The organism is Streptomyces caeni (assembly GCF_042678285.1).
Taxonomy (GTDB): Bacteria; Actinomycetota; Actinomycetes; order Streptomycetales; family Streptomycetaceae; genus Streptomyces; species Streptomyces caeni.
The window spans coordinates 67,570-88,229 of record NZ_JBHUDX010000064.1 but is presented as its reverse complement, the minus strand read 5'-3'; the positions used below and the strand labels follow the sequence as shown (position 1 = coordinate 88,229).

Genomic DNA, 20,660 nt, shown 5'->3' with positions numbered 1-20,660 from the left:
ACCGGAGTCGAGGGCTTGGGGGAGGACCAGGGACCTGGCCATGGGGGCCAGGTTCGCGTTCACGGGCGGGCGTGAGGGGTGGGTCCGGGTCCTGCTGACGGCTGTCGGCGTCGGACTCGGCGTGGCGCTGCTGCTGCTGACGACCGCCCTGCCGGACGCGCTGGCGGAGCGCAGCGCGCGCGACGACGCGCGCGCGGACCACACCTACGGCCAGAAGCAGAAACCCAGGGTCGACGACACCCTGGTGATCGCGGACGTCAACACCGAATACCACGGCAAGGACGTCCGCGGGCGGGTGATGGAACCGGAGGGCACCCGGGCGCCCCTGCCGCCCGGGCTCAAGGAGTTCCCCGAGCCGGGCGGGATGGTCGTCTCCCCCGCCCTGGGGAAGCTGCTCGCGTCCGACGGCGGGAGGCTGCTGCGGGAACGGCTGCCGTACCGGATCGTCGGAACCATCGGGGAGAACGGCCTCGTCGGCTCGCAGGAACTCGCCTACTACGCGGGCGCCAGAGGACTCGCGGCGCACATCTCTCCCCCGGAGGTGGCCCGTATCGACAGCTTCGGCGGCCCCCGCCCCGCCTCCGAGCCATGGGATCCCGTTCTGCTCCTGCTGGTCCTCGTCGTCTTCGTGGCGCTGCTGATGCCCGTCGGCGTCTTCATCGCCGCAGCCGTGCGCTTCGGCGGCGAGCGGCGCGACCGGCGGCTGGCCGCGCTGCGCCTGGTCGGCTCCGACAGCGGCATGACCCGGCGGATCGCCGCGGGTGAGGCCCTCGCCGGGGCCTTGCTCGGACTGCTCCTCGGCACCGGCTTCTTCCTGATAGGCCGTCAGCTCGCCGCACGGGCCGAGATCTTCGGCGTCAGCGTCTTCTCCAGCGATCTCAACCCGGCTCCCGCGCTGGCGCTGCTGGTCGCGGTGGCCGTCCCGGCGGCCGCGGTGCTCGTCACCCTGCTCGCGCTGCGCGGTGTGGTCATCGAGCCACTCGGCGTGGTCCGCACGGCCAAGCCCGCACGCCGCCGGCTGTGGTGGCGGCTGCTGCCGCCGCTGGCCGGGCTCGCGATGCTCTACCCGATGATCGGGAAGGGCAACGACCGGGGGAACTTCAACCAGTACCTGGTCGTCGGTGGCGTCCTGTTCCTGCTCGTCGGCATCACCGCGCTGCTGCCCTGGGTCGTCGAAACGGTCGTCGCCCGGCTCAACGCCGGCGGACCGTCCTGGCAACTGGCCGTCCGCAGGCTCCAGCTGAGCAGCGGCACCGCGGCCCGCATGGTCAACGGCGTCGCGGTGGCGGTGGCCGGTGCCATCGCGCTGCAGATGCTGTTCTCCGGCGTGGAGGGCGACTACACGGAGTCGACGCGCCACGACCTGACCCGGGCCCAGGTGCAGGTCTCCCTGCCGAGCGGCACCCCGGTCGACTCCGCCGCCCGGCAGATGCGGGCCACCAAGGGGGTGCGCCAGGTCATGGCGTTCTCGGGGGCGTCCCTCGGCGACCGGCGCAAGGATCCGGGCCTGAGCACCGAGGTGACCGTGGGCGACTGCGCGGCCCTGCGCGAGGTGGCGACGCTCCCCTCGTGCCACGAGGGCGACGTCTTCGCCGTGCGGGGCGCCGAGTACGACACCGACACCCCGAAGCTGGCCACACCCGGCCGGACCCTGTACTTCGACCCGTCCTACAGCGGCAGCACCAAGGGTGCGGAGTTCGCCTGGTCGGTGCCGCGGACCCTGAAGCGGGCCCGGACGCGGGAGGACCCGACCGGGGCGGAGCGCGGCGGCTTCCTGATCACCCGCGGTGCCCTGCCCGCGAAGGCGGCGCCGGCGTTCGACGGACGACTGTTCATCGCGGTGGACCGGTCGGTGCCCGACGCGCGGGAGTACGTGTGGAACACGGCGGCGCGGATCGCTCCGTACTCCACGCCCACCACCTGGGTGGCCTCCGAGCAGTCGGGGCGCTTCACCTCCATCCGCACCGGGCTGTTCGTCGGCGCGACCTGTGTGCTGGCGCTGATCGGGGTGAGCCTGCTGGTCTCGCAGCTGGAGCAGTTGCGCGAACGCAAGAAGCTGCTGTCGTCGCTGGTCGCCTTCGGCACCCGGCGCCGCACGCTGAGTCTGTCGGTGCTGTGGCAGACGGCGATCCCGATCGCGCTGGGCCTGCTGCTGGCGTCGGCGGTGGGTCTGACGCTGGGCGCGGTCCTGCTGAAGATGGTCGGCGCCACGGTGAGCGTGGACTGGGCGAGCCTGCTGGCGATGACCGGCAGCGGCGCGGCGGTCGTGCTGGTGGTGACGGCGCTCAGTCTGCCGCCGCTGCTGCGGCTGATGCGGCCGGACGGGCTGCGCACCGAGTGACCGGCGGCCGGCCGTGCGGGGCCCCCTCCCCGGTGGGGAGGGGGCCCCGCACGCGTTCACAGGCTGTATTCCTTCACCACCCGGCGGACCTGGGCGAAGAGCATGCCGACGTTCACCGACTTGCGGCAGACGACCACGGCGACGACGTCCTGTTGCTCGTTCATGCGCACGAACAGATGGGTGAGATGGTCGCTGTTGACGAGGATCTCCTGGAAGAAGTGGTTGTCGCCGGTGACCCCGCGGCGCTCCTTGAACACGTCCTCGATCATCACCACCGTGCGCCCCTGGAACAGGTCGAGGGTCGCGCCCGCCAGGAGGTCGAGGACCTCGGGCGGGTGGTTGTCCACGGTCTCGTACGACAGCAGCATGCCCGTCGCCATGTCGACCACGCCCGCGGCCACACAGTCGGGGGCCTCGGCGCGGAGGGTTTTGACCAGGCTCATCACCTGGTCGGAGAAGCCCTGAGCCATACGCTTCGTCGCCATCCCCTCACACTCCCTCGGGTGCCGTCGCGGTGAGGATCGAGCCGATGCGGTCGATGGCCGGCCGGGTCGCCAGGTGCAGCCGGTCCACGTCCATCCCCTCGTCACCGAGCACGACCATCAGGGCGGTGTCGCCGACGGCGTAGAAGGCGGCGCAGCCGTGGCTGCCGTATGCGACGGTTCCTTGCAGGGTGCCCCGGGCGGTCGCCTCGGTGGTGCGCCGGGCGAGCCCGATGCCGGCCGCGGCCAGTGCGGCCAGCCCCTCGGGATCGATGCCGTTCGCGGTGTCGGCGGCGATGAGCAGTCCGTCGGCCGCCGCGACCGCGGTGTCGGTGATTCCCGTCACCTGATCGCGCAGGCCGCGCATTTCCAGCGCCAGCGCCGTGTGGTCCATGGTCTCAACTCCCTGTGCATGATTCATCGGTGACCGCGTACGTGCGTCGTGCGCATATGCGGGTCGTGGTCGGTTCGTGCTCGACTGGTGGTCATTTCGCGGTTCCACTCCGCAGCCGGAAGAACCCTTTCCGGCGCGGCCCGCTCCCTTCGGTGGCGGGCGTCTCGGCGATGCCGCTGGCGCCTGGGGTGCGGCGGGGCAGGACGGACTCCGGGGGCGGAGGGGGAGACGCGGCACGCTCGGGGCCCGGGGCCGCCGCGCCCTGCTGTTCCGCCCGCGGTTCCGCCCTCGGGGGCGTCCGCGGGCGCAGCCCCTCGGCCGGTACGTGGCCCCGTATCCGGACCGCCGGTGCGGCCGACGCGACGCATTCGAGGTAGCCCGCGCCCAGCAGGCGGGCCATCTCGACGGTGACCGTGTAGACCGCGCGCCCGGTGCTGAAGGCGATGTCCCGAGCCGTGCGGCGGCCGTCGGCGTGGAGCATCACCTCCCGCTGTACGGCGCCGAATCGGGCGAGGTCCACCTCGACGGCGGGCAGCGGGCGCTCCCGGTCGGGCCGTAGCGGATGCGGCAGGACGTCGAGCGCGGCCAGCCTGCGCGCCGCCTGGTGCAGCAGCCGCGTGGGCATCTCCCCGACGGCCAGCGCGTCGGGGGGTTCGGCGGGGTCCTCGATCGCCTCGCAGCCGTCCACCTGGCCGGCGATGATCGCGAAGACCGCGTCCTGCATCGCCATCACCCGCACGACCCGCAGGGCGGCCGCCCCGGCGCCGGACCGGCCGGAACGCAGCAGCAGCGTTCCGGGGCCGGGGGCGCCGGGGCTCGCGACGGCGACGACGAGGCCGTCACGGATATGGACGACTCCCCCCGGCCGACCGGAAACCCTCAGGCCGCCATCGCCCTTTTCGTGTGCGTAGCGCGTCACCGCGCGCGACAGCAGGTCGTATCCGTCCCGCTCAGGGGAATCCCATATGCCCGTCACAACTCCCCTTGGAATGTCGCACATGTGCTTGACGCGTCACGCCGAGGAGGTATGTGTATCAGTCCGGTTGGATTTCCCGGTGAAAGTCGCGGTGGGTGACAGAAGTTGTGTTCTCTCGCCGTTCCCGGGGCGTGTTGCGGCGCACAAATGACCGGAAGTGCATTGGCGGTTGTCCACGGATTCTCAGGAGCCGGGTGCCCACACCCGCACGGGCAACGGCCGCATGGCCTCGCGGAGGGCCTGCGCCAGTTCCTCGTACTCCGCGCCCCGGGCGGCGCCCGTGCGCATGGCGAGGGCGACCCTCCGGGTCGGCGCCGGATCCGCGAAGTAGCCGGTGAGGAGCTGGTCGCTGCGGGTGGTCTCTACCCTGAGGGCCGTACGGGGCAGCAGGGTGACGCCCAGTCCGCCGGCGACGAGCTGCACGAGGGTGGACAGTCCGGCCGCGGTCGTGGTCACCGGAAAGTCCCCGCGCCCGGCCTCGCGGCAGATGTCGAGGGCCTGGTCCCGCAGGCAGTGCCCCTCGTCGAGGAGCAGCAGGTTCAGCTCGCGCAGGGCTTCCTTGGGGATCCCCTCGCGGCCTCCGAGCCAGTGATCGAGGGGGGTGACGAGCACGAAGTCCTCGTCGAACAGGGGGAGTTCGACGACGCCGGGCACGCCGAGGGGGACGGCGAGCAGCAGCAGGTCGAGGCGGCCGCTGGTGAGCCCGTCCAGGAGGCTGGCGGTCTGCTCCTCGTGGACCTGGAGGTCGAGGTGCGGGTAACGGTCGTTCACGAGCCGGAGGACGGTCGGCAGCAGATAGGGCGCCACGGTCGGGATCACACCGAGCCGCAGCGCTCCGGTGAAGGGCGCCCGGACGGCCTCGGCCTCCTCCATGAGCGTGCCGACCTCGTGCAGCACCGCCTTGGCCCGTACGGCGAGGCGCTCACCGGCGGGCGAGAGCAGCACCTTGCGGGTGGTGCGCTCCAGCAGGGTGACGCCCAGGATCTCCTCCAGGGTGGAGACGGCGCCCGACAGCGCCGGCTGGCTCATGCCGATCGCGGCGGCGGCGTCGCGGAAGTGGAGGTGCTCGGCGACGGCCGCGAAGGCGCGCAGCTGGGCGAGACTGGGCTGGCGGCGCCCATGGGTCCTGATCGGGGTCAAGACCGTACCCCTTACTCGTAGTCACTGATAGCCGACCTCAATCAACATGACCGAGTGTAGCTATTTCCCTGATCAATGCACTCTGTGCCAGGATCGCGATCGTCCAACCCATGGGAGACAACCTGCGACCAGGATGTCTCCTCGCTGCAAGGAGAGCCCGTGCTCACTGTCGGTGACAAGTTCCCCGAGTTCGAACTGACCGCCTGCGTCTCGCTGGAGAAGGGCAAGGAGTTCGAGCAGATCGACCACAAGACCTACGAGGGCAAGTGGAAGATCGTCTTCGCCTGGCCCAAGGACTTCACCTTCGTGTGCCCGACCGAGATCGCGGCCTTCGGCAGGCTGAACGACGAGTTCGCCGACCGTGACGCCCAGATCCTCGGCTTCTCCGGTGACTCCGAGTTCGTGCACCACGCCTGGCGCAAGGACCACGACGACCTGCGCGACCTGCCGTTCCCGATGATGGCCGACTCCAGGCACGAGCTGATGCGCGCGCTGGGCATCGAGGGCGAGGACGGTTTCGCGCAGCGCGCCGTCTTCATCGTCGACCCGAACAACGAGATCCAGTTCACCATGGTGACCGCCGGTTCCGTCGGCCGGAACCCCAAGGAGGTCCTGCGGGTCCTGGACGCCCTGCAGACCGACGAGCTGTGCCCGTGCAACTGGGCCAAGGGCGACGAGACGCTCGACCCGGTCAAGCTGCTGGCCGGTGAGTGAACCGATGTCCCTCGACTCCCTCAAGGCCGCCGTACCGGACCACGCCAAGGACCTGAGGCTCAACCTCGGCTCGGTCATCGGCAACTCCGGCCTGCCCGCGCAGCAGCTGTGGGGCACGGTGCTGGCCACGGCCATCGCCTCCCGGTCCCCGATCGTGCTGCACGAGCTGGAGCCGGAGGCGAAGGCGAACCTCACGCCGGAGGCGTACACCGCGGCGAAGTCCGCGGCCGCCGTCATGGCGATGAACAACGTCTTCTACCGCACGCGCCACCTGCTGTCGGACCACGAGTACGGCAATCTGCGCGCGGGCCTGCGGATGAACGTCATCGGCAACCACGGGGTCGACAGGGCCGACTTCGAGCTGTGGTGTTTCGCGGTGTCGGCGGTCAACGGCTGCGGCTCGTGCCTGGACTCGCACGAGCAGGTGCTGCGGAAGGCCGGCGTGCAGCGTGATGTCGTCCAGGAGGCGTTCAAGATCGCCGCGGTGATCCATGCGGTGGGTGTGACCCTGGACGCGGAGGCGGTCCTGGCGAAGTAGTCGGCGGCGGCAGCCGCCTCGGGCCCCGTCCACCGTGCGGTGGGCGGGGCCCGACGCCGTGTGCCGCCTCTCTCGGGTGTGCGCGGCCCCTACGAGACGACGTCGGACGGCGGTGGGGCCGTCTGCCGCGGCATCTGCTCCACCGCCCGCTCCGGCTTCTGCTGCGCCGCGATGGCCGCCGAGTACGACCGCAGATAGCCCACCACGGTGTTCGTCACCGCCACCAGCGGCACCGCGACCACCGCGCCGCCGATCCCCGCGATCATCCCGCCGGCCGTCACCGACAGCACCACCGCCAGCGGATGGACCCGGACCGCCCGGCCCAGGATGAACGGCTGCAGGATGTGGCCCTCGATCTGCTGGACGGCAAGGACCACGGCCAGCGTCATGATGGCGGTGAAGACGCCCTGCGTCACCAGCGCCACCACCACCGCCAGCGCGCCCGACGCCACCGCGCCCACCAGGGGGATGAAGGAGAACAGGAAGATGAAGACGGCCAGCGGCACCGCCATGGGAACGTCCAGGAAGTAGATCCCCAGACCGATGAAGATCGCGTCGATCAGGGCCACGATCACCGTGCCGCGGACGTAGGCCGTCAGCGTGCGCCATGCCCGGGGGCCCGCTCCCGCCACCCCCGGCCGCGCCGCCGCGGGGACCAGCTTCAGCGTCCACTCCCAGATGCGCCGGCCGTCGTACAGCAGGAAGAGGGTGGAGAACATCGTCAGGAGGATGCCGGTCAGCGCCTCCACGATGACGGTCACGCCTTCCAGGCCCGTCGAAGTGATCTGGTCGGTGTTGGCGCCGATCGCCTCGCGCAGGTTCTTCGCGATCTCGTTGATCTGCTTGTCGGTGACGTGGAAGGGGCTGTTCAGCAGCCACTTGCGCAACTCGTCGATGCCGTCCTGGATCTGGTTGGAGAGCGAGTCGATGTTCTCCATGACCTGCCACGTCACGAACCAGCCGATCAGGCCCATGATGACGAAGCCGAGAACGGCGGTCAGCGCGGTCGCGGGCCCGCGGGGCACTCCGTGCCGTTTCAGCCATGCCACGGTCGGCTGCAGCAGCGCCGTGATGAGCAGCGCGGCCGCGAAGGCCAGCACCACCAGTTGCACGGCGCTGATGACCCGCATCAGCACCCAGACGGTGCCCGCGAGGACGAGCACCCGCCAGCCCGCCTCCGCCGCGACCCGCACGCCCCACGGCACCGCCTCGACGGGGTGCGGGCGCGGCACGACGGCGGGTGTGTACGCGGGGGGTGGCGGAAGCCGGTCCGGCGCCGCGACCGGCTCCGGCTCGGCGTTCTCCTTCTCCACCTCGGCACGGCGTTCGTCCAGCCGCTCCCCCATCTGGGTCAGTCCGGCGCCGAGCCGGGCGAGCCACCCTGGCACTACCGACATGATCCGTCCTCTTCCCCCGTGTCCGCGAGTGCCCCCCATCACTCCCCCCTGGAGTTCACGGTTCCGACCGTACAGGGCCGGGCCTCACGGCGGTGAACGGCCGCAGCCCCTCACCCATAGACGGTGAGGGGCTGCGGGAGGTTGAGTGGCCGCCCGCGGGCGGGGTCGCGACTCAGTACCAGTGGTTGGCCTGCCAGAACGACCATGCCTCGCACGGGCTGCCGTACCGGCTGTTCATGTAGTTCAGGCCCCACTTGATCTGCGTGGCCGGGTTGGTCTGCCAGTCGGCGCCGACGGAGGCCATCTTGGAGCCCGGCAGGGCCTGGAAGAGGCCGTAGGCACCGGAGGAGGCGTTGACGGCCCGGTAGTTCCAGCTGGACTCGTGGTCCACGATGTTGCTGAAGCACTGGAACTGGCCGCTCGGCACCATCTGCCGCGCCATCGCCTGGATCTGCGCCACGGTGTAGGAGCTCTGAACGGCGAAGCTGGATGCGGAGCGCACGGAGTCGCGGCTGGCCTTGGCCTCCGCCTCCTTGCGCGCCTTGGCGTCTTCTTCCGCCTTCTGCGCGGCCTTCTGCTTGGCGATCGCGTCCGCGGCCGCCTGCTTGCGTGCCGCCGCCTCGGCGTCCTTCTTGGCGCTGGCGTCCGCGGCGATGGCCTGCGCGTCGGCCTGCTGCGTCAGGGACGCCGTCTGCACCTGGGCCTGCTGGCCGGCGGGTATGTCAGCGAGGAGTGTCGAGTCGCTTGCCGTCGCCTCGGCGTCGTTGGTCTGGGCGGTGCTGCCCGAGGCAACCCCGACGACGCTTCCGACAGCGGTGACCGCCGTGGCCGAGGCCACTGCGAATCCCCGGACCGAAATCCGGCTCACACGGTTTCCTTCCAGCATCGCCCGCTTCGGTGACCCTGGCGGACGCAATCGTGCCCCTGGCGCTGGCCTCCCAACTAGCGGGGTCACGGGAGGCACGGGCCCGGTGGGCAACTCCCGGCACGGGAGCGCCGCGTGGTGCTCGGGCGGCATACGACGGCCCTATGGAGTTCTGGATGCTTCAGTTGTGCCGCACCTCCCCCACTGCCTCAAGGGCGTGGGAGGTACCCCCAGGGATACCGGTGTGTCGTATGCGGGGCCTGACAGGAGTGAGACTCTGCCGTAACCCGACACCGGGTGGCAATTCCGCGTTGCGTGTGAAAGCTCACATCCCGTTTACCCCAGGGGATTCCCAGGATCCACCACATGTGAAGGCGCCGCCCGGCTAGGCTCTAACCTTTGCCGGACGACGCCAACCTGCGAGCAATCAACCCAAGTTGAGCGCTTCGGTCAGATATGCCCTTCTTCCAGCATTTCGGTCACAAGGGCAGCGATCTGGGACCTCTCGGACCGGGTGAGCGTGACGTGGGCGAAGAGCGGATGCCCCTTCAGCTTCTCCACGACGGCGACGACCCCGTCGTAGCGGCCCACGCGCAGGTTGTCCCGCTGGGCGACATCATGGGTCAGCACCACCCGTGAATTCGCGCCGATCCGGGACAGAACGGTCAGCAGGACGTTCCGTTCGAGCGACTGGGCCTCGTCCACGATCACGAACGCGTCATGGAGCGAGCGGCCGCGGATGTGGGTGAGCGGGAGGACCTCCAGCATCCCGCGCGCGGTGACCTCCTCTATGACCTCGCGGCTGGTGACCGCGGACAGCGTGTCGAAGACGGCCTGCGCCCAGGGGCTCATCTTCTCGGCCTCGGTGCCCGGCAGATAGCCGAGCTCCTGCCCGCCGACCGCGTACAGCGGCCGGAAGACCATCACCTTCTGGTGCTGCCTGCGCTCCAGCACCGCCTCCAGGCCTGCGCACAGCGCCAGCGCCGACTTGCCGGTGCCGGCCCGGCCGCCCATCGAGACGATCCCCACGTCCGCGTCGAGCAGCAGGTCCAGGGCGATCCGCTGTTCGGCGCTGCGGCCCTTGATGCCGAACGCCTCCCGGTCACCGCGGACGAGACGGACGTTGCCCTCCGCCGTGACGCGCCCCAGCGCCTTGCCCCGCTCCGACTGGATCGTCAGGCCGGTGTGCACGGGGAGGTCCGCGACCTCGGGGACGTGGACGTGCCCCTCGTCGAAGAGGACGTCCACCTGCTCGCCGGACAGGGTCAGTTCGGACATCCCGGTCCAGCCGGAGGAGTCCGTGATGGCCAGCTCCGCGCGGTACTCCTCGGCGAGGAGGCCGACGGAGGACGCCTTGATCCGCAGCGGGAGGTCCTTCGACACGACGGTGACGTCGAACCCCTCCGCCTGCAGGTTGCGGGCGACCGCGAGGATGCGGGAGTCGTTGTCCCCCAGGCGGTAGCCGGTGGGCAGCACGCTGGGGTCCGAGTGGTTGAGCTCGACCCGGAGGGTCCCGCCGAGGTCCCCGATCGGGATGGGGGCGTCGAGACGGCCGTACCGGACACGGTAGTCGTCGAGCAGGCGGAGCGCCTGCCGGGCGAAGTAGCCGAGTTCGGGATGGTGCCGCTTGGCCTCCAGCTCCGTGACCACGACGACGGGCAGCACGACCTCGTGCTCCTCGAAGCGGCTCATGGCGTTCGGGTCGGCCAGCAGGACGCTGGTGTCGAGAACATAGGTGCGCCGGTCTGGCTTGTGGCGCTTTGTGCTGGTCACCACGGAAGGACGTACCCCCTCGGATGAGGTCGGGGAGCGACGAGAAGGGAATCCGGGAAGGCGGGCGGGAGGAAGGCGGCCGGTTGCCGGCCGCGTCGCACGGGCCGGGAACCGGCCCTCCGCTGCTTCCTCCGTGCAGTGGCCGCACGGTCGGGCTGATGCAAAGGGCCTCCCGGGCGGACGACCCCGAGCCGCCCGCTGAGATACGACACCCGTGGTTCGGGTGTCGACCTGCTTGCCTTATGCCCTCGAACGCGCGTCGCCATGCCATGGGCCATGACGGCGCGCCGGTGAACTCCGCGTGACGCCTTCCCCCAGGGGGATACGACGTGGTGGGTCAGCCGCCGTAGCGGCGGTGCCGCGCCGCGTAGTCACGCAGGGCGCGCAGGAAGTCGACCTTGCGGAAGGCCGGCCAGAAGACCTCACAGAAGTAGTACTCCGAATGGGCGGTCTGCCACAGCATGAATCCGGACAGCCGCTGCTCGCCACTCGTACGGATCACCAGGTCGGGGTCGGGCTGGTCGCTGGTGTAGAGGTGGCGTCCGATCATGTCGATGTCGACGGACTCGGCGAGGTCCTCCATCGAGGTGCCCTTGTCGCGGGCGTCGAGGATCATCGACCGCACGGCATCGGCGATCTCCTGGCGTCCGCCGTAGCCGATGGCGACGTTGACGAGTATCCCGTCGACGTGCGCGGTGGCCGCCTCGGCCTCCTTGAGGACGGTCTGCATCTGCCCGGGCAGCAGGTCGAGCGCGCCCACGTGGTGCACGCGCCAGCGGCCGTCGGCCGCGAGGGAGCGGACGACGTCCTCGATGATCCCGAGGAGCGGGACCAGCTCCTCCTTCGGCCGGTCGAAGTTGTCGGTCGACAGCAGCCAGAGGGTGACGACCTCGACGTCCGTCTCGGCACACCAGCCGAGGAACTCCTCGATCTTGTCGGCCCCGGCCCGGTGGCCCTGCGCGGTGGTCGAGCCCGCCGCCTTCGCCCAGCGCCGGTTGCCGTCCATGACGACGCCGATGTGCTTGGGCACCTGAGCGTGGTCCAGGTGGCCTTCCACCCGGCGTGCGTACAACCTGACCAGCAGGCCGCGCAGCTTGTCGCGCAGGTTCACGTGATTGTCAGCCCCTCCGTGCGGATCAGACAGGTGCGGGCGGGCGCGCTCCCCGTCAGATGGCGGTCCCCGGACCCCGTCAGACGGGGATCCCCGGAGCCGAAGCCTACCCCCGCAAGACCCCCGCCCGGCCCGCGGGCGCCGGGGCCCCGGCCGGGGTTCCGGCCGTGAACGGGGGCCCGGGCAGCCGGTGTTCTAGGCCGTTCGCACGAGGGTGGCCCTCCTGGGGAGATACGCGGGGCGGTCTCCCGGGGGCCGGCAAGGGGGTGTCGGGGGGCCGGGCAGGCGGGCCGGGCAGGCGGGCCGGAACGGGCTCCCCGCTCGGTGCGACAGACGATCCGGACGCCCGTCCGGGGGAAGAGGAACGGGAAGAGGAACGGGCACAAAAAACGGGCCGGTCCGTGGGGGGGAGACGGACCGGCCCGAGGGGGGGGTTCCACCATAACCCTTTGTAAGTGATGCTGCGCGCATTGCCGTGCCAAAACTACTCTCCGCAATCGTCTGGCAACGCCCCGGTCATCCCGGAAGCGCGCATTCACAGGCGGGCCGCGACTCTCTCGCTGCGGTTTCCAGGGGAATCCAGCGGAATCCTGAGGGATCCAAGGGGTTTGGGTGGGCTTGTGGGGCACTCGGTGACATGTCCCACATCCTCCCGGCGGGTGACCGCAGGGGAGGGCGGGCGCTTGACGCCGTCGCTAACTTCGCAGTCATGGCCATGCTCACGACACCTGGAACACCCGATCCCATACCCCTGGAGGTCGCCCGCTCGGCGCGGGCCCGGCGGCGCGGACTGCTCGGGCGCGACGGGATCAAGGGGGCACTGCTGCTGAGTCCCGCGAGCGCGCTCCACACACTGGGGATGCGGTTCGCGATCGATGTCGCCTATCTCGACCGGAGCTTGCGGGTCGTGGCGGTACGGACGATGCGGCCGGGTCGCATCGGCCTGCCTCGCCCCCGCGCACGCCACGCACTGGAGGCGGAGGCCGGGGCGATGCAACGCTGGGGGATACGGCGCGGCGTACGGGTCGCCGTACAGGACGACTGAGGGCGGCTCGACGCGGTGTTCACGGCACCGCACAGCCCCCTCCGCTGCGCGGTGCCACCCGCGTAGCTTTGCTCACGCGAATTACATTGGTCTGAACTTACGTGAGTCATGGGCGCGAAGCGAGCCGCTGTCCATAACGATGTGGAAACCCCGTGCGGACGTCCCGGCATATGGACACCGGCCTCACCCCCGTTCCCCCGGTTTGCGGGCTTCGATCAGGAAACGGGTGCTGTGGGCGACGAAGGCCCCCTCGGTCTCGATCCGCTCGTGCAGGCACCGGAGCCGGTCCGCGTACTGCTCCACGGTGAAGCCCGGAACCATCCAGATCACCTTGCGCAGGAAGTGGACGACGGCGCCGATGTCACGGAACTCCATGCGCAGCCGCGCCTCCCGGAGATCGGTGACCTCCAGCCCGGCGATCTCGGCCTCGGCCCGCGCGCGCCGGGCATCACGGGCCCGGCGGACCTCCTGCGGCTGCGGCCCCAGGAAGTGCTCGACGAGTTCGAAAGCGCTCGCCGGGCCCACCTGCTGGGAGAAGTACATGCCGCCGGGACGCAGGACACGGGCGATCTCGTGCCAGTAGGTGCGCACCGGGTGGCGGCTGGTCACCAGGTCGAAGGCGGCGTCCGCGAACGGCAGCGGCGCGTCCTCCGGCGAGGCGACGACCACGGCACCGCGCGGGTGGAGCAGCGCGGCGGCCTTGGCCACGTTGGGCGGCCAGCCCTCGGTGGCGACGGTCAGCGGCGGGAACACCGGGGCGGAGCCCAGGACCTCGCCTCCCCCGGTCTGCACGTCGAGCGCGGCGCTCACGCGCGCGAGCCGCGCCGCCATGGACCGCGCGTATCCCCACGGGGGCCGCTCCTCCGTGGCCCGGCCCTCGAACCAGGAGAAGTCCCAGCCGTCGACGGGAGCGTCGACGGCCTCACGGACGAGTTCCTCGAAGGCATGGTCGGCGGTCATGGCGTGATCCTCCCAACCACCGGGAGGGAAGGCGAACGAATTTCGGGCGTCCGCCGACCGCGCCTACGGCACGAGGGGGCGTACGTCCCGGGCCGCGAAGCGGATGAACGCCTCCGGGTCCGGCTCGTCCGCGGTCGGCTGCAGGACCACGGTGTCGGCGCCCGCCTCCGCGAGTCGCTGCACGGCCTCGGCGACGGCGTCCGCGTCCCCGGCCACCCCGTGTTCCGGCGGCGGGTCCTCCCCGGACGCCTCCATCTCGGCGCGCAGCCGGGCGGCGGCGTCCGGGCCGGTGGCCGTGTGGAGGTAGACGACGACGTGGTGGGGATCGGTACGCCCCGCCGCCTCCCGGCCCTCGTCGATGAGCCGGCGCGCCCGCCGGACGCCTTCCGGCGCCGTGGCCGCCGTGAGGATCGTGCCGTCGGCCGCCTCGCCGGACAGCCGCAGCGACCGCGGACCGGTGGCCCCGGCGAGGATGCGGACCGCCTCCGCGGGCGGCCAGTCCAGTGCGACGCCGTCCAGTCTGACGTACCGTCCGTCCGTGGTCAGCCGCTCGCCGCGGAGCAGCGCCCGCAGCGCGTCGAGATACTCGCGCAGCAGCGTCACCGGCGACTCGGCGCGGGCGCCGACCTGTCCCATCCAGCTCTGGACGCCGTGTCCGACACCCAGGACGGACCTCCCCGGGAACATCCGCTCCAGCGTGGCCGCCTCCATCGCGGCGACCGCCACGTTCCGCAGCGGCACGGGCAGCAGTCCCACGCCCACGCGCAGCCGCTCGGTCCAGGCCAGCGCGGCGGACGCGGCCGAAATCCCCCCTTCCAGGAAGCAGTCCTCCCACAGCCACAGCTCCTGGAGGCCCGACTCGTCCGCGAGCTGCGCGAGGGCGCGCAGCCGCTCGGGAGGCAGTTGGGGCCGGAACACCGCACCGAGTCCAGTCATGCGGCCTTCCTACAGAGCCCGGCCGCAGCGGACAACACCTTTACCGGCCGCCGGCCGCGTCGCGTTCGTAGTGCAGCAGCACCACACCGTTGCCGAACCGTCGGGTGTCCTTCAGACGAAGGCAGGTCAGGCCGTCGGCCTCGGGGAAGAGCCGCTTGCCCCGGCCGGCGAGGACCGGATGGACGTACACGCGGAACTCGTCGACGAGGCCGTGCCGCAGGAACTCGGCGGTGAGGCCGGCGCCGCCGAGGGCGAGGTCACCGCCGTCCTGGGCCTTGAGCGCGAGGATGTCCTCGACGACGACGTCCCGGACGACGGTGGTGTGCCAGCCGGCGTGCTTGAGGGTCCGGGAGAACACGACCTTCGGCATGTTCCGCCAGATCCGCGCGAACTCGGCCACGGGCGCCGACGCCTGCGGGTCGGCGTCGGCGGTGGGCCAGTGATCCGCCATCAGCTCGTAGGTCACGCGCCCGCTGAGGAAGGCGCCCATCTCCATGAGGACGTCGTTGAAGTGCCGATGCAGCTCGTCGTCGACCCGATGCCAGTCGATCTCGCGGTCCGGGCCCTCGCTGTACCCGTCCAGGGACATGGACATCATCAGGACGATCTTCCGCACCGCGCACCTCACCGACGTCGGTTCCCATCACCCGCCGCCCAAGCTACTCGTGCGAGGCCGCACCGGTCCCGGTTGCCACGCCCCTTCCGCCCGCGACCCGTGCGGCCCAGGTGACCGAGCGGTCGGCAGTTCCGTTCCAGCAACGACGACCTGGCCCGGGTCCGGGTGAGGCAGTGACTGGAACGGATCTGCCCATCGCTCGATGGCTGCGGGGTCCGGTGTCAGGCGCCGGCCCCCTCTGTGGCGGCGCCGCTCGACGTCCCTCTCGGGAACGACACCTCCACCCGGCGGTTCTTGCGGCGGCCCTCCTCCGAGGAGTTGTCCGCGATCGGGTAGTCCTCGCTGTAGCCGCGCACCTCGAAGGTCACGTCCCCGCCGAGGGTCACGGCCAGCCGGTCGTGGACCGCCTCGGCGCGCCGCCGGGACAGGACCAGGCCGTGGGCGTACGAGCCGAGGTTGTCGGTGAAGCCGAAGACTCGGACGTTCGTCGCGTTCTGCTTCTTGATCTCCCCCGCGATCGCGTCGATGCGGGAGCGGGCCTCCGGGTTCAGCTTGGCGCTGTCCTTGGGGAACAACACCTCCGCCTGAAGCGCGACCGTCACGTTCTCGGCGGTGTCCTCGCGGCGCTCCTCACCGCCGAGGTCCTCCACGACGGACTTGATGTCCAGCACCTTGGCGGGCGCGAGCGTGGCCCCGTCGGCGAGCTTCAGCCCCGGGCTGGTGGGGTCGACGGACGGGGGCGGGGAGGTGGCGACGGTACCGGGCGGCTCGCTGGGGCTGTCGGCGGCGACGGCCGCGGGGCCGCCGGCCAGGGTGAGTGCGGAGAGGAGGGAGAGGGCGGTGAGACGGGGGATGAGGGGCATGTCGTTCACCCCTGGGAAATCTCGATGGAGGCGGGAGGCATGGCACCGACCTGGAAGTCGACCTTGGTGGTGTCTTCGGGTGGAGCGGGGAACTGGGCGAACCATGCGGCCGACTTGCCTGCGTCCACGCCACCGCCGTCGAACTTGGTGCAGAGGCAGCGCCCCTGGGTGTCCCGCAGAACGAGGTACTTCTTCTTGCCTTTGCTGTCGATCAGGGACGCCCCGGCCAGGGATGCGCCGTTCCTGCTCAGCTCCCGCTCGTCGCCACGCCAGTTGGCCGCGATCCAGAACCGGCCGCCGCTGTTGGTGACCGTGCCGCTCACCGTCACAAAGCCGCCCTGGTCGCGAACCGCGGAGGTGACGGCGAGTGTGATGTCACCGCTCTTCACCTCGGCCAGCGCCTGCTCCGCAGCGGGTCCGGAAGACTGCCCGGCCTGGCTGCCACTGCCTCCGGCAGGGGACTTGGTCGAGGACGCTCCACCGGACTTCCCACCGCCGTCTCCTGACCCGCAGCCGGCCATCGTGAAGAGCAGCCCGGTCGTGATCGCCAGCGCGGACAGCACCCTGCGACCCTTCATGGTGTGCCGGAGATCCATCAGTACGGCTTCCTCTCACTCGGCCAGATGCACAGAGAACAGCACGGACGCGTCGGGAAGGTCCCCCGATTGGAAATCTTCGGGGTTGATGTCGACGAGATCGCCACTGCAGTCCAACTGCACGGGCTTCTTCGGATCGGCGTCCGGCGCGAAGGTGCAACGCGGCTGAATCACCGCGGTGGCCTCGGCCGTGGCGTGCCGCGTCTCGGTGCCCGGGATGATGGATTTCCCGACCGTGTAGCGCGTCTCGATGGCCACCCGGTATCCGGGATAGCCGTTGACGATGGTGCGGACGGCACCGCCCTGCACGGTGGAGTCGTTCTCCGCGGCGAGCCGCTCGGCCGCGGCGGTGGCTCCCGTGCCCTGGAAGAGATCGCCCTTCAGCCAGTCCAGCCAGTTGTCGTCATGGCCGATGGCCGTTTGGAGGCCAGTCATCAACTCGTCGCGTGAGTCCTGCGCGGCCGCCAACGCAGCAGCGTCCGCTGCGGATTGAGCTCCATTCCGCGCGGACGCTGCTTGAGCGAAAGCGAAAAAGGCGAACGCGGCGAACAGCAGGATCCCCGTCAGCCAGATGTAGATGGGGAGCGTCTGCCCTCGATCACCGCGGAGATCCGGGAGCGTCAGCCGCCGCCCGTGACCGACGTGACGGCGGTCCGGATCGCGCCCGAAATCATTCCGTCCAGACCGATCTGGTCGATCAACGTGAAGATCCCGGCAATGATGATCATCAGCCCCGCATACTCCACGAACCCGGCCCCCGTATCCCGCCCGGCCCCCCGCATCCGGGACACCACGGTCCGCCCCCACGCGCCGGCCCTGCGCCACGTCTTCGCCATCACGGTCCCTGCCCTCCCACCAGGTGCGACTGCTCCCAACCCGGACACGGTACGTGAAAGCATCCTCACTGCGAGTGGGTCCAGGGGCCCAACTTCCCTGAGGCCGGGGGGTCACCGGCTCCACCCCTCCCGGGCCGTGCCCAGCCAGCGGGCGATCGCTTCGCTACGCGAGGAACTGTGCAGCTTTGCGAAGATGCGGTTGATGTGGTTCTTCACCGTCTTCTCGCTGATGAAGCAGGCGGCGGCGATCTGCCGGTTGCTCATGCCGGCCGCGATGAGATCCATGACCTCCACCTCCCGCGCACTCAGACCGAAGTCCAGCCATCCCGCGACACGGCGCCGCGGACCGCCGACAGGGGCGGGCCGGGACGTGGACGACTGTGCCACAAATGGTTGCAGATGCGAAGAGGTTTCGCCGGGTTCGTAGGAAGTGCCGAGCGAAGACGAGACAGGGCGGGACGGGCAGGAGGCGCCCGGGGAGAGCGTCGGCCGGCCGTCCCTCAGGTCCCGTACCGCTGTGATGAGTTCGGCCGCCGTGAACTCGCCGTGCACCAGGTAGCCGGAGGCGCCGCGACGCAGGGCCTCGGCCACCACCTCGGGCTCCCGGTTGTACGTCAGCATCATCACGGGTGCTGTGCGCGTCAGTTCGGGCAGGGCGGTCAGGCCGTCCGTGCCGGGCATGCGGAGGTCCAGGAGGACGACGTCCGGGCGGTACCGGGCGGCGTGGGCGAGCGCCTGGGCGCCGTCCGCCGCCTCTGCCACCACCTCGATGTCGCGGTGGACGGACAGCAGGGCGGTGAGACCGGCCCGGACGACCGGGTTGTCGTCGGCCACGAGGACGCGCAGGGGCGGGCCGGGAAGTGCCTGGTCAGGCATGTGCGGCCTCCTCTTGGGGGGTGTGGGGAGCGGCGGGGCGAAGGGGGATGCGCAGTTGGATCCCGGCGCCGCCCAGTGGGGAGCGGCACAGGCGGAGGCTGCCGCCGAGGGAGGCGGCCCGTTCGGCCATGCCCAGCAGCCCGAAGTGGCCGGTTTTCGCCAGCGCTTCGGGGATCGCGGCCGGGGGCAGGCCGACACCGTCGTCGTCGATCCTCAGATCGAGCGTGCCGTCCTCGGTGGTGCCGAGTTCGAGCCGTACGCGCGTCGCACGGGCGTGGCGGTGCGTGTTCTCCAGTGCCTCCGACACGATTTCCAGGACGTGGCGGGCCGTGACGGGCGGAAGGAGCAGCGGGGCGTCCGCGTGCGGTCCGCTCAGCTCGGCATCCGCGCCGGCGCGTGCCGCGAACTCGCCCAGCCGCGACCTGAGTTCGGTTGTCACGTCCAGATTCGCCGTGGTGAAGTCGGTGTGGCGCCGCAGGTCCGACAGCAGGTCGCGGGACTGCGCCGCGGCCCGGCGCGCCGCGCCGGCCACCAGGGTGGCCCGGCGCTTGAGTTCCTCGGGGTCGCGGTGGTCGGCGGAGGCCGCCAGGGCCTCGGCCGCCAGGGCCAGCCCGTGCAGCGTTTTCGCCACCGAGTCATGCAGTTCCCTGGCCAGCCGGGCGCGTTCGGACTCCACGGCCTCCGCCGCCGCGAGGCGGGCGTTGGCCTCCGACAGCGCCTCGCCGGCCGCGCCGAAGCGGAAGAGCAGATTGCGCAGGGTCACGCCGATGATGCCGGCGGCCACACAGAAGCCGGCGACGAGGAGGGTGCTGACGCCGGCACCGGGCCGGTGCTCCCAGGTGCGGAACACCCCGAGCACCACGCCCAGTTGCAGGCCCGTGAGGACGCCCGCGCCGCGCCAGCCGTAGAGCAGCCCGGACAGGAGCGGGGTGCAGACGCTGGCGTAGGCGAGAGGGGAGGCCGGGGAGGCGGTGAGCAGGAGCGTGGCGACGAAGAGGAGGTCCAGCGCCATCAGCGTCGGGTGGGCGAGGAGGCGCGGGCCGACGCGGTCCCAGTCGCGCAGCATGGCGTACGACGTCATGACGCCGAGGACGGCGGCCGCGAGGACGGCGTAGCGGGAGGCGCCGTGCGGGGTGTTGGCCAGGGCGAAGGGGGAGCCGATCAGCACCATGGCGAGGCGTACGGCCACGGTCTGGCGGCACAGGGCCTGGAGCGCGCTCAACTGGAGGCGGACGCTCGCCGGGGGCGGTGCGTCGTCCTCCAGGTACCCGGGGGTCGGGCGGCCGGTGCGGCTGCTCATCATCGGCCCAGGATCGATCCGAAGTCCGTCCCCGAGCCCAGGAACATGCCCGTGGCGATGAGGATCATCGTCGCCGGGAGCATGAAGACCAGGGTGACCAGCGTGGCCTTGGGGATCGTCTTGGCGGCGCGGCGGCGGGCGTTCTGGGCGTCGGTCCGCCGCATGTCGGTGGCCAGCTGGATCAGCGTCTCCGCGATCGGGGAGCCCAGTTCCTCCCCCTGCTGCAGGGCCGAGACGAACTGGGCGACCTGCTCGGAGGAGTTGCGTCTGCGGAGTTCGTCGAAGGCCTGGCGGCGGCTGACCCCCATGTCCATCTGGCGCAGGGTGATGCGCAGTTCGTCCGCCCAGGGGCCCTCGTACTTCTCCGCGACCCGGTCCAGCGCCTGGCGGAAGCCGAGGCCCGCCGAGACGACGACCGCGAGGACGTCCAGGAAGTCGGGCAGCGTGCGGTCGATGACCTCCTTGCGTTCGCGGACGGCCTGCCAGATCAGGGCGTCGGCGGCGAACAGCCCGAAGGCGAGGGTGCCGGCCGCGAACAGGAGCTGCCCGTTCGACAGGAAGACCAGGCCCATGACGAGGCCGAAGACGCCGTAGACCGCCCGGCGCGCGGCGTATCTGGTGAGTGTGAGCCCGCCTGGGTTGCCTGCCATGTCGATGCGGCGCCGCTTGGCGTCGACGCGGCGCGGGCCCATCAGGCGCAGGACGAGGGGGGCGAGGCGCATACCGAGCCGGTCGACCGCCGAACCCGCCTTGGAGACTCGGGTGGCGCCCACCTCCAGGGCGAGGGCCAGGTCGCTCGGCAGCTTCGCCTCCGCGCGGATCATGCGGACCGCGAAGAGGATCCCGGCGACCGACACGGCCATCAGCAGGGCGAGGAGCAACGGCAGCATAGTGTGGTCCC

The 20,660-nt window shown here is 71.0% G+C and carries 22 protein-coding genes; 4 read left to right on the top strand and 18 right to left on the bottom strand.

Going from position 1 to position 20,660, the window contains the following annotated elements:
* The first annotated feature begins 40 nt into the window (after positions 1–40).
* On the top strand, positions 41–2,341 hold the full coding sequence (locus ACFSL4_RS22885; protein WP_381085973.1) for an ABC transporter permease: 2,301 nt from the start codon (positions 41–43) through the stop codon (positions 2,339–2,341).
* 56 nt (positions 2,342–2,397) lie between these two features.
* Here ACFSL4_RS22885 and ACFSL4_RS22880 read toward each other — a convergent pair whose 3' ends face one another.
* The 4 genes from ACFSL4_RS22880 to ACFSL4_RS22865 all read right to left on the bottom strand — a co-directional run bounded on the left by ACFSL4_RS22880 (position 2,398) and on the right by ACFSL4_RS22865 (position 5,333).
* Positions 2,398–2,826, bottom strand: a complete 429-nt coding sequence (locus tag ACFSL4_RS22880) for a hypothetical protein (RefSeq protein WP_381085970.1) — start codon at positions 2,824–2,826, stop codon at positions 2,398–2,400.
* 4 nt (positions 2,827–2,830) lie between these two features.
* On the bottom strand, positions 2,831–3,217 hold the full coding sequence (locus tag ACFSL4_RS22875) for a roadblock/LC7 domain-containing protein (protein WP_381085967.1): 387 nt from the start codon (positions 3,215–3,217) through the stop codon (positions 2,831–2,833).
* A 91-nt stretch (positions 3,218–3,308) separates the two neighbouring features.
* Positions 3,309–4,193 (bottom strand): MarR family transcriptional regulator, encoded by an 885-nt coding sequence (locus ACFSL4_RS22870; RefSeq protein WP_381085964.1) that lies wholly within the window; start codon positions 4,191–4,193, stop codon positions 3,309–3,311.
* 183 nt (positions 4,194–4,376) lie between these two features.
* A complete protein-coding gene (locus ACFSL4_RS22865) occupies positions 4,377–5,333 on the bottom strand; it encodes a LysR substrate-binding domain-containing protein (protein ID WP_381085961.1) in 957 nt (318 codons plus the stop codon).
* 159 nt (positions 5,334–5,492) lie between these two features.
* On the opposite strand from ACFSL4_RS22865, the gene ACFSL4_RS22860 reads away from it, so the two are divergent.
* Both ACFSL4_RS22860 and ACFSL4_RS22855 read left to right on the top strand, forming a co-directional pair.
* The gene (locus ACFSL4_RS22860; protein WP_381085958.1) at positions 5,493–6,047 is read left to right on the top strand and encodes a peroxiredoxin; all 555 of its coding nucleotides are present in this window, start codon (positions 5,493–5,495) and stop codon (positions 6,045–6,047) included.
* Between the two features lie 4 nt (positions 6,048–6,051).
* A complete protein-coding gene (locus tag ACFSL4_RS22855; protein ID WP_381086046.1) occupies positions 6,052–6,585 on the top strand; it encodes an alkyl hydroperoxide reductase in 534 nt (177 codons plus the stop codon).
* Between the two features lie 89 nt (positions 6,586–6,674).
* On the opposite strand, the gene ACFSL4_RS22850 is transcribed toward ACFSL4_RS22855, so the two are convergent.
* The 4 genes from ACFSL4_RS22850 to ACFSL4_RS22835 all read right to left on the bottom strand — a co-directional run bounded on the left by ACFSL4_RS22850 (position 6,675) and on the right by ACFSL4_RS22835 (position 11,731).
* Positions 6,675–7,982 (bottom strand): AI-2E family transporter, encoded by a 1,308-nt coding sequence (locus tag ACFSL4_RS22850; protein ID WP_381085955.1) that lies wholly within the window; start codon positions 7,980–7,982, stop codon positions 6,675–6,677.
* Between the two features lie 172 nt (positions 7,983–8,154).
* The gene (locus tag ACFSL4_RS22845) at positions 8,155–8,850 is read right to left on the bottom strand and encodes an aggregation-promoting factor C-terminal-like domain-containing protein (protein WP_465269760.1); all 696 of its coding nucleotides are present in this window, start codon (positions 8,848–8,850) and stop codon (positions 8,155–8,157) included.
* 447 nt (positions 8,851–9,297) lie between these two features.
* Entirely contained in the window at positions 9,298–10,623 is a 1,326-nt protein-coding gene (locus ACFSL4_RS22840) for a PhoH family protein (RefSeq protein WP_381085949.1), read from the bottom strand.
* Positions 10,624–10,957: 334 nt separating this feature from the next.
* Entirely contained in the window at positions 10,958–11,731 is a 774-nt protein-coding gene (locus ACFSL4_RS22835) for an isoprenyl transferase (protein ID WP_381085946.1), read from the bottom strand.
* Between the two features lie 709 nt (positions 11,732–12,440).
* Between ACFSL4_RS22835 and ACFSL4_RS22830 the strand changes: the two genes are divergently transcribed.
* The gene (locus tag ACFSL4_RS22830; RefSeq protein WP_381085943.1) at positions 12,441–12,776 is read left to right on the top strand and encodes a DUF192 domain-containing protein; all 336 of its coding nucleotides are present in this window, start codon (positions 12,441–12,443) and stop codon (positions 12,774–12,776) included.
* A gap of 183 nt (positions 12,777–12,959) precedes the next feature.
* On the opposite strand, the gene ACFSL4_RS22825 is transcribed toward ACFSL4_RS22830, so the two are convergent.
* The 10 genes from ACFSL4_RS22825 to ACFSL4_RS22780 all read right to left on the bottom strand — a co-directional run bounded on the left by ACFSL4_RS22825 (position 12,960) and on the right by ACFSL4_RS22780 (position 20,649).
* A complete protein-coding gene (locus ACFSL4_RS22825) occupies positions 12,960–13,736 on the bottom strand; it encodes a class I SAM-dependent methyltransferase (protein ID WP_381085940.1) in 777 nt (258 codons plus the stop codon).
* A gap of 63 nt (positions 13,737–13,799) precedes the next feature.
* On the bottom strand, positions 13,800–14,672 hold the full coding sequence (locus tag ACFSL4_RS22820) for an LLM class flavin-dependent oxidoreductase (RefSeq protein ID WP_381085937.1): 873 nt from the start codon (positions 14,670–14,672) through the stop codon (positions 13,800–13,802).
* Between the two features lie 40 nt (positions 14,673–14,712).
* Positions 14,713–15,288: a dihydrofolate reductase family protein gene (locus ACFSL4_RS22815; protein ID WP_381085934.1), complete on the bottom strand. Its 576-nt coding sequence runs from the start codon at positions 15,286–15,288 to the stop codon at positions 14,713–14,715.
* Between the two features lie 221 nt (positions 15,289–15,509).
* Positions 15,510–16,151, bottom strand: coding sequence for an OmpA family protein (locus ACFSL4_RS22810; protein WP_381085931.1), 642 nt, complete (start codon positions 16,149–16,151; stop codon positions 15,510–15,512).
* 5 nt (positions 16,152–16,156) lie between these two features.
* The gene (locus tag ACFSL4_RS22805) at positions 16,157–16,747 is read right to left on the bottom strand and encodes a hypothetical protein (protein WP_381085928.1); all 591 of its coding nucleotides are present in this window, start codon (positions 16,745–16,747) and stop codon (positions 16,157–16,159) included.
* 15 nt (positions 16,748–16,762) lie between these two features.
* Positions 16,763–17,326: a pilus assembly protein TadG-related protein gene (locus ACFSL4_RS22800; protein ID WP_465269761.1), complete on the bottom strand. Its 564-nt coding sequence runs from the start codon at positions 17,324–17,326 to the stop codon at positions 16,763–16,765.
* A gap of 41 nt (positions 17,327–17,367) precedes the next feature.
* Positions 17,368–17,586: a hypothetical protein gene (locus ACFSL4_RS22795; RefSeq protein ID WP_381086054.1), complete on the bottom strand. Its 219-nt coding sequence runs from the start codon at positions 17,584–17,586 to the stop codon at positions 17,368–17,370.
* Between the two features lie 108 nt (positions 17,587–17,694).
* Entirely contained in the window at positions 17,695–18,459 is a 765-nt protein-coding gene (locus ACFSL4_RS22790; RefSeq protein WP_381085925.1) for a response regulator, read from the bottom strand.
* Entirely contained in the window at positions 18,452–19,762 is a 1,311-nt protein-coding gene (locus ACFSL4_RS22785; RefSeq protein ID WP_381085922.1) for a sensor histidine kinase, read from the bottom strand. Before ACFSL4_RS22785 ends, ACFSL4_RS22790 begins: the two co-directional genes overlap by 8 nt.
* Positions 19,759–20,649: a DUF5936 domain-containing protein gene (locus ACFSL4_RS22780; protein ID WP_381085919.1), complete on the bottom strand. Its 891-nt coding sequence runs from the start codon at positions 20,647–20,649 to the stop codon at positions 19,759–19,761. The genes ACFSL4_RS22785 and ACFSL4_RS22780 overlap by 4 nt, the downstream gene beginning before the upstream one ends.
* Between the last annotated feature and the right edge of the window lie 11 nt (positions 20,650–20,660).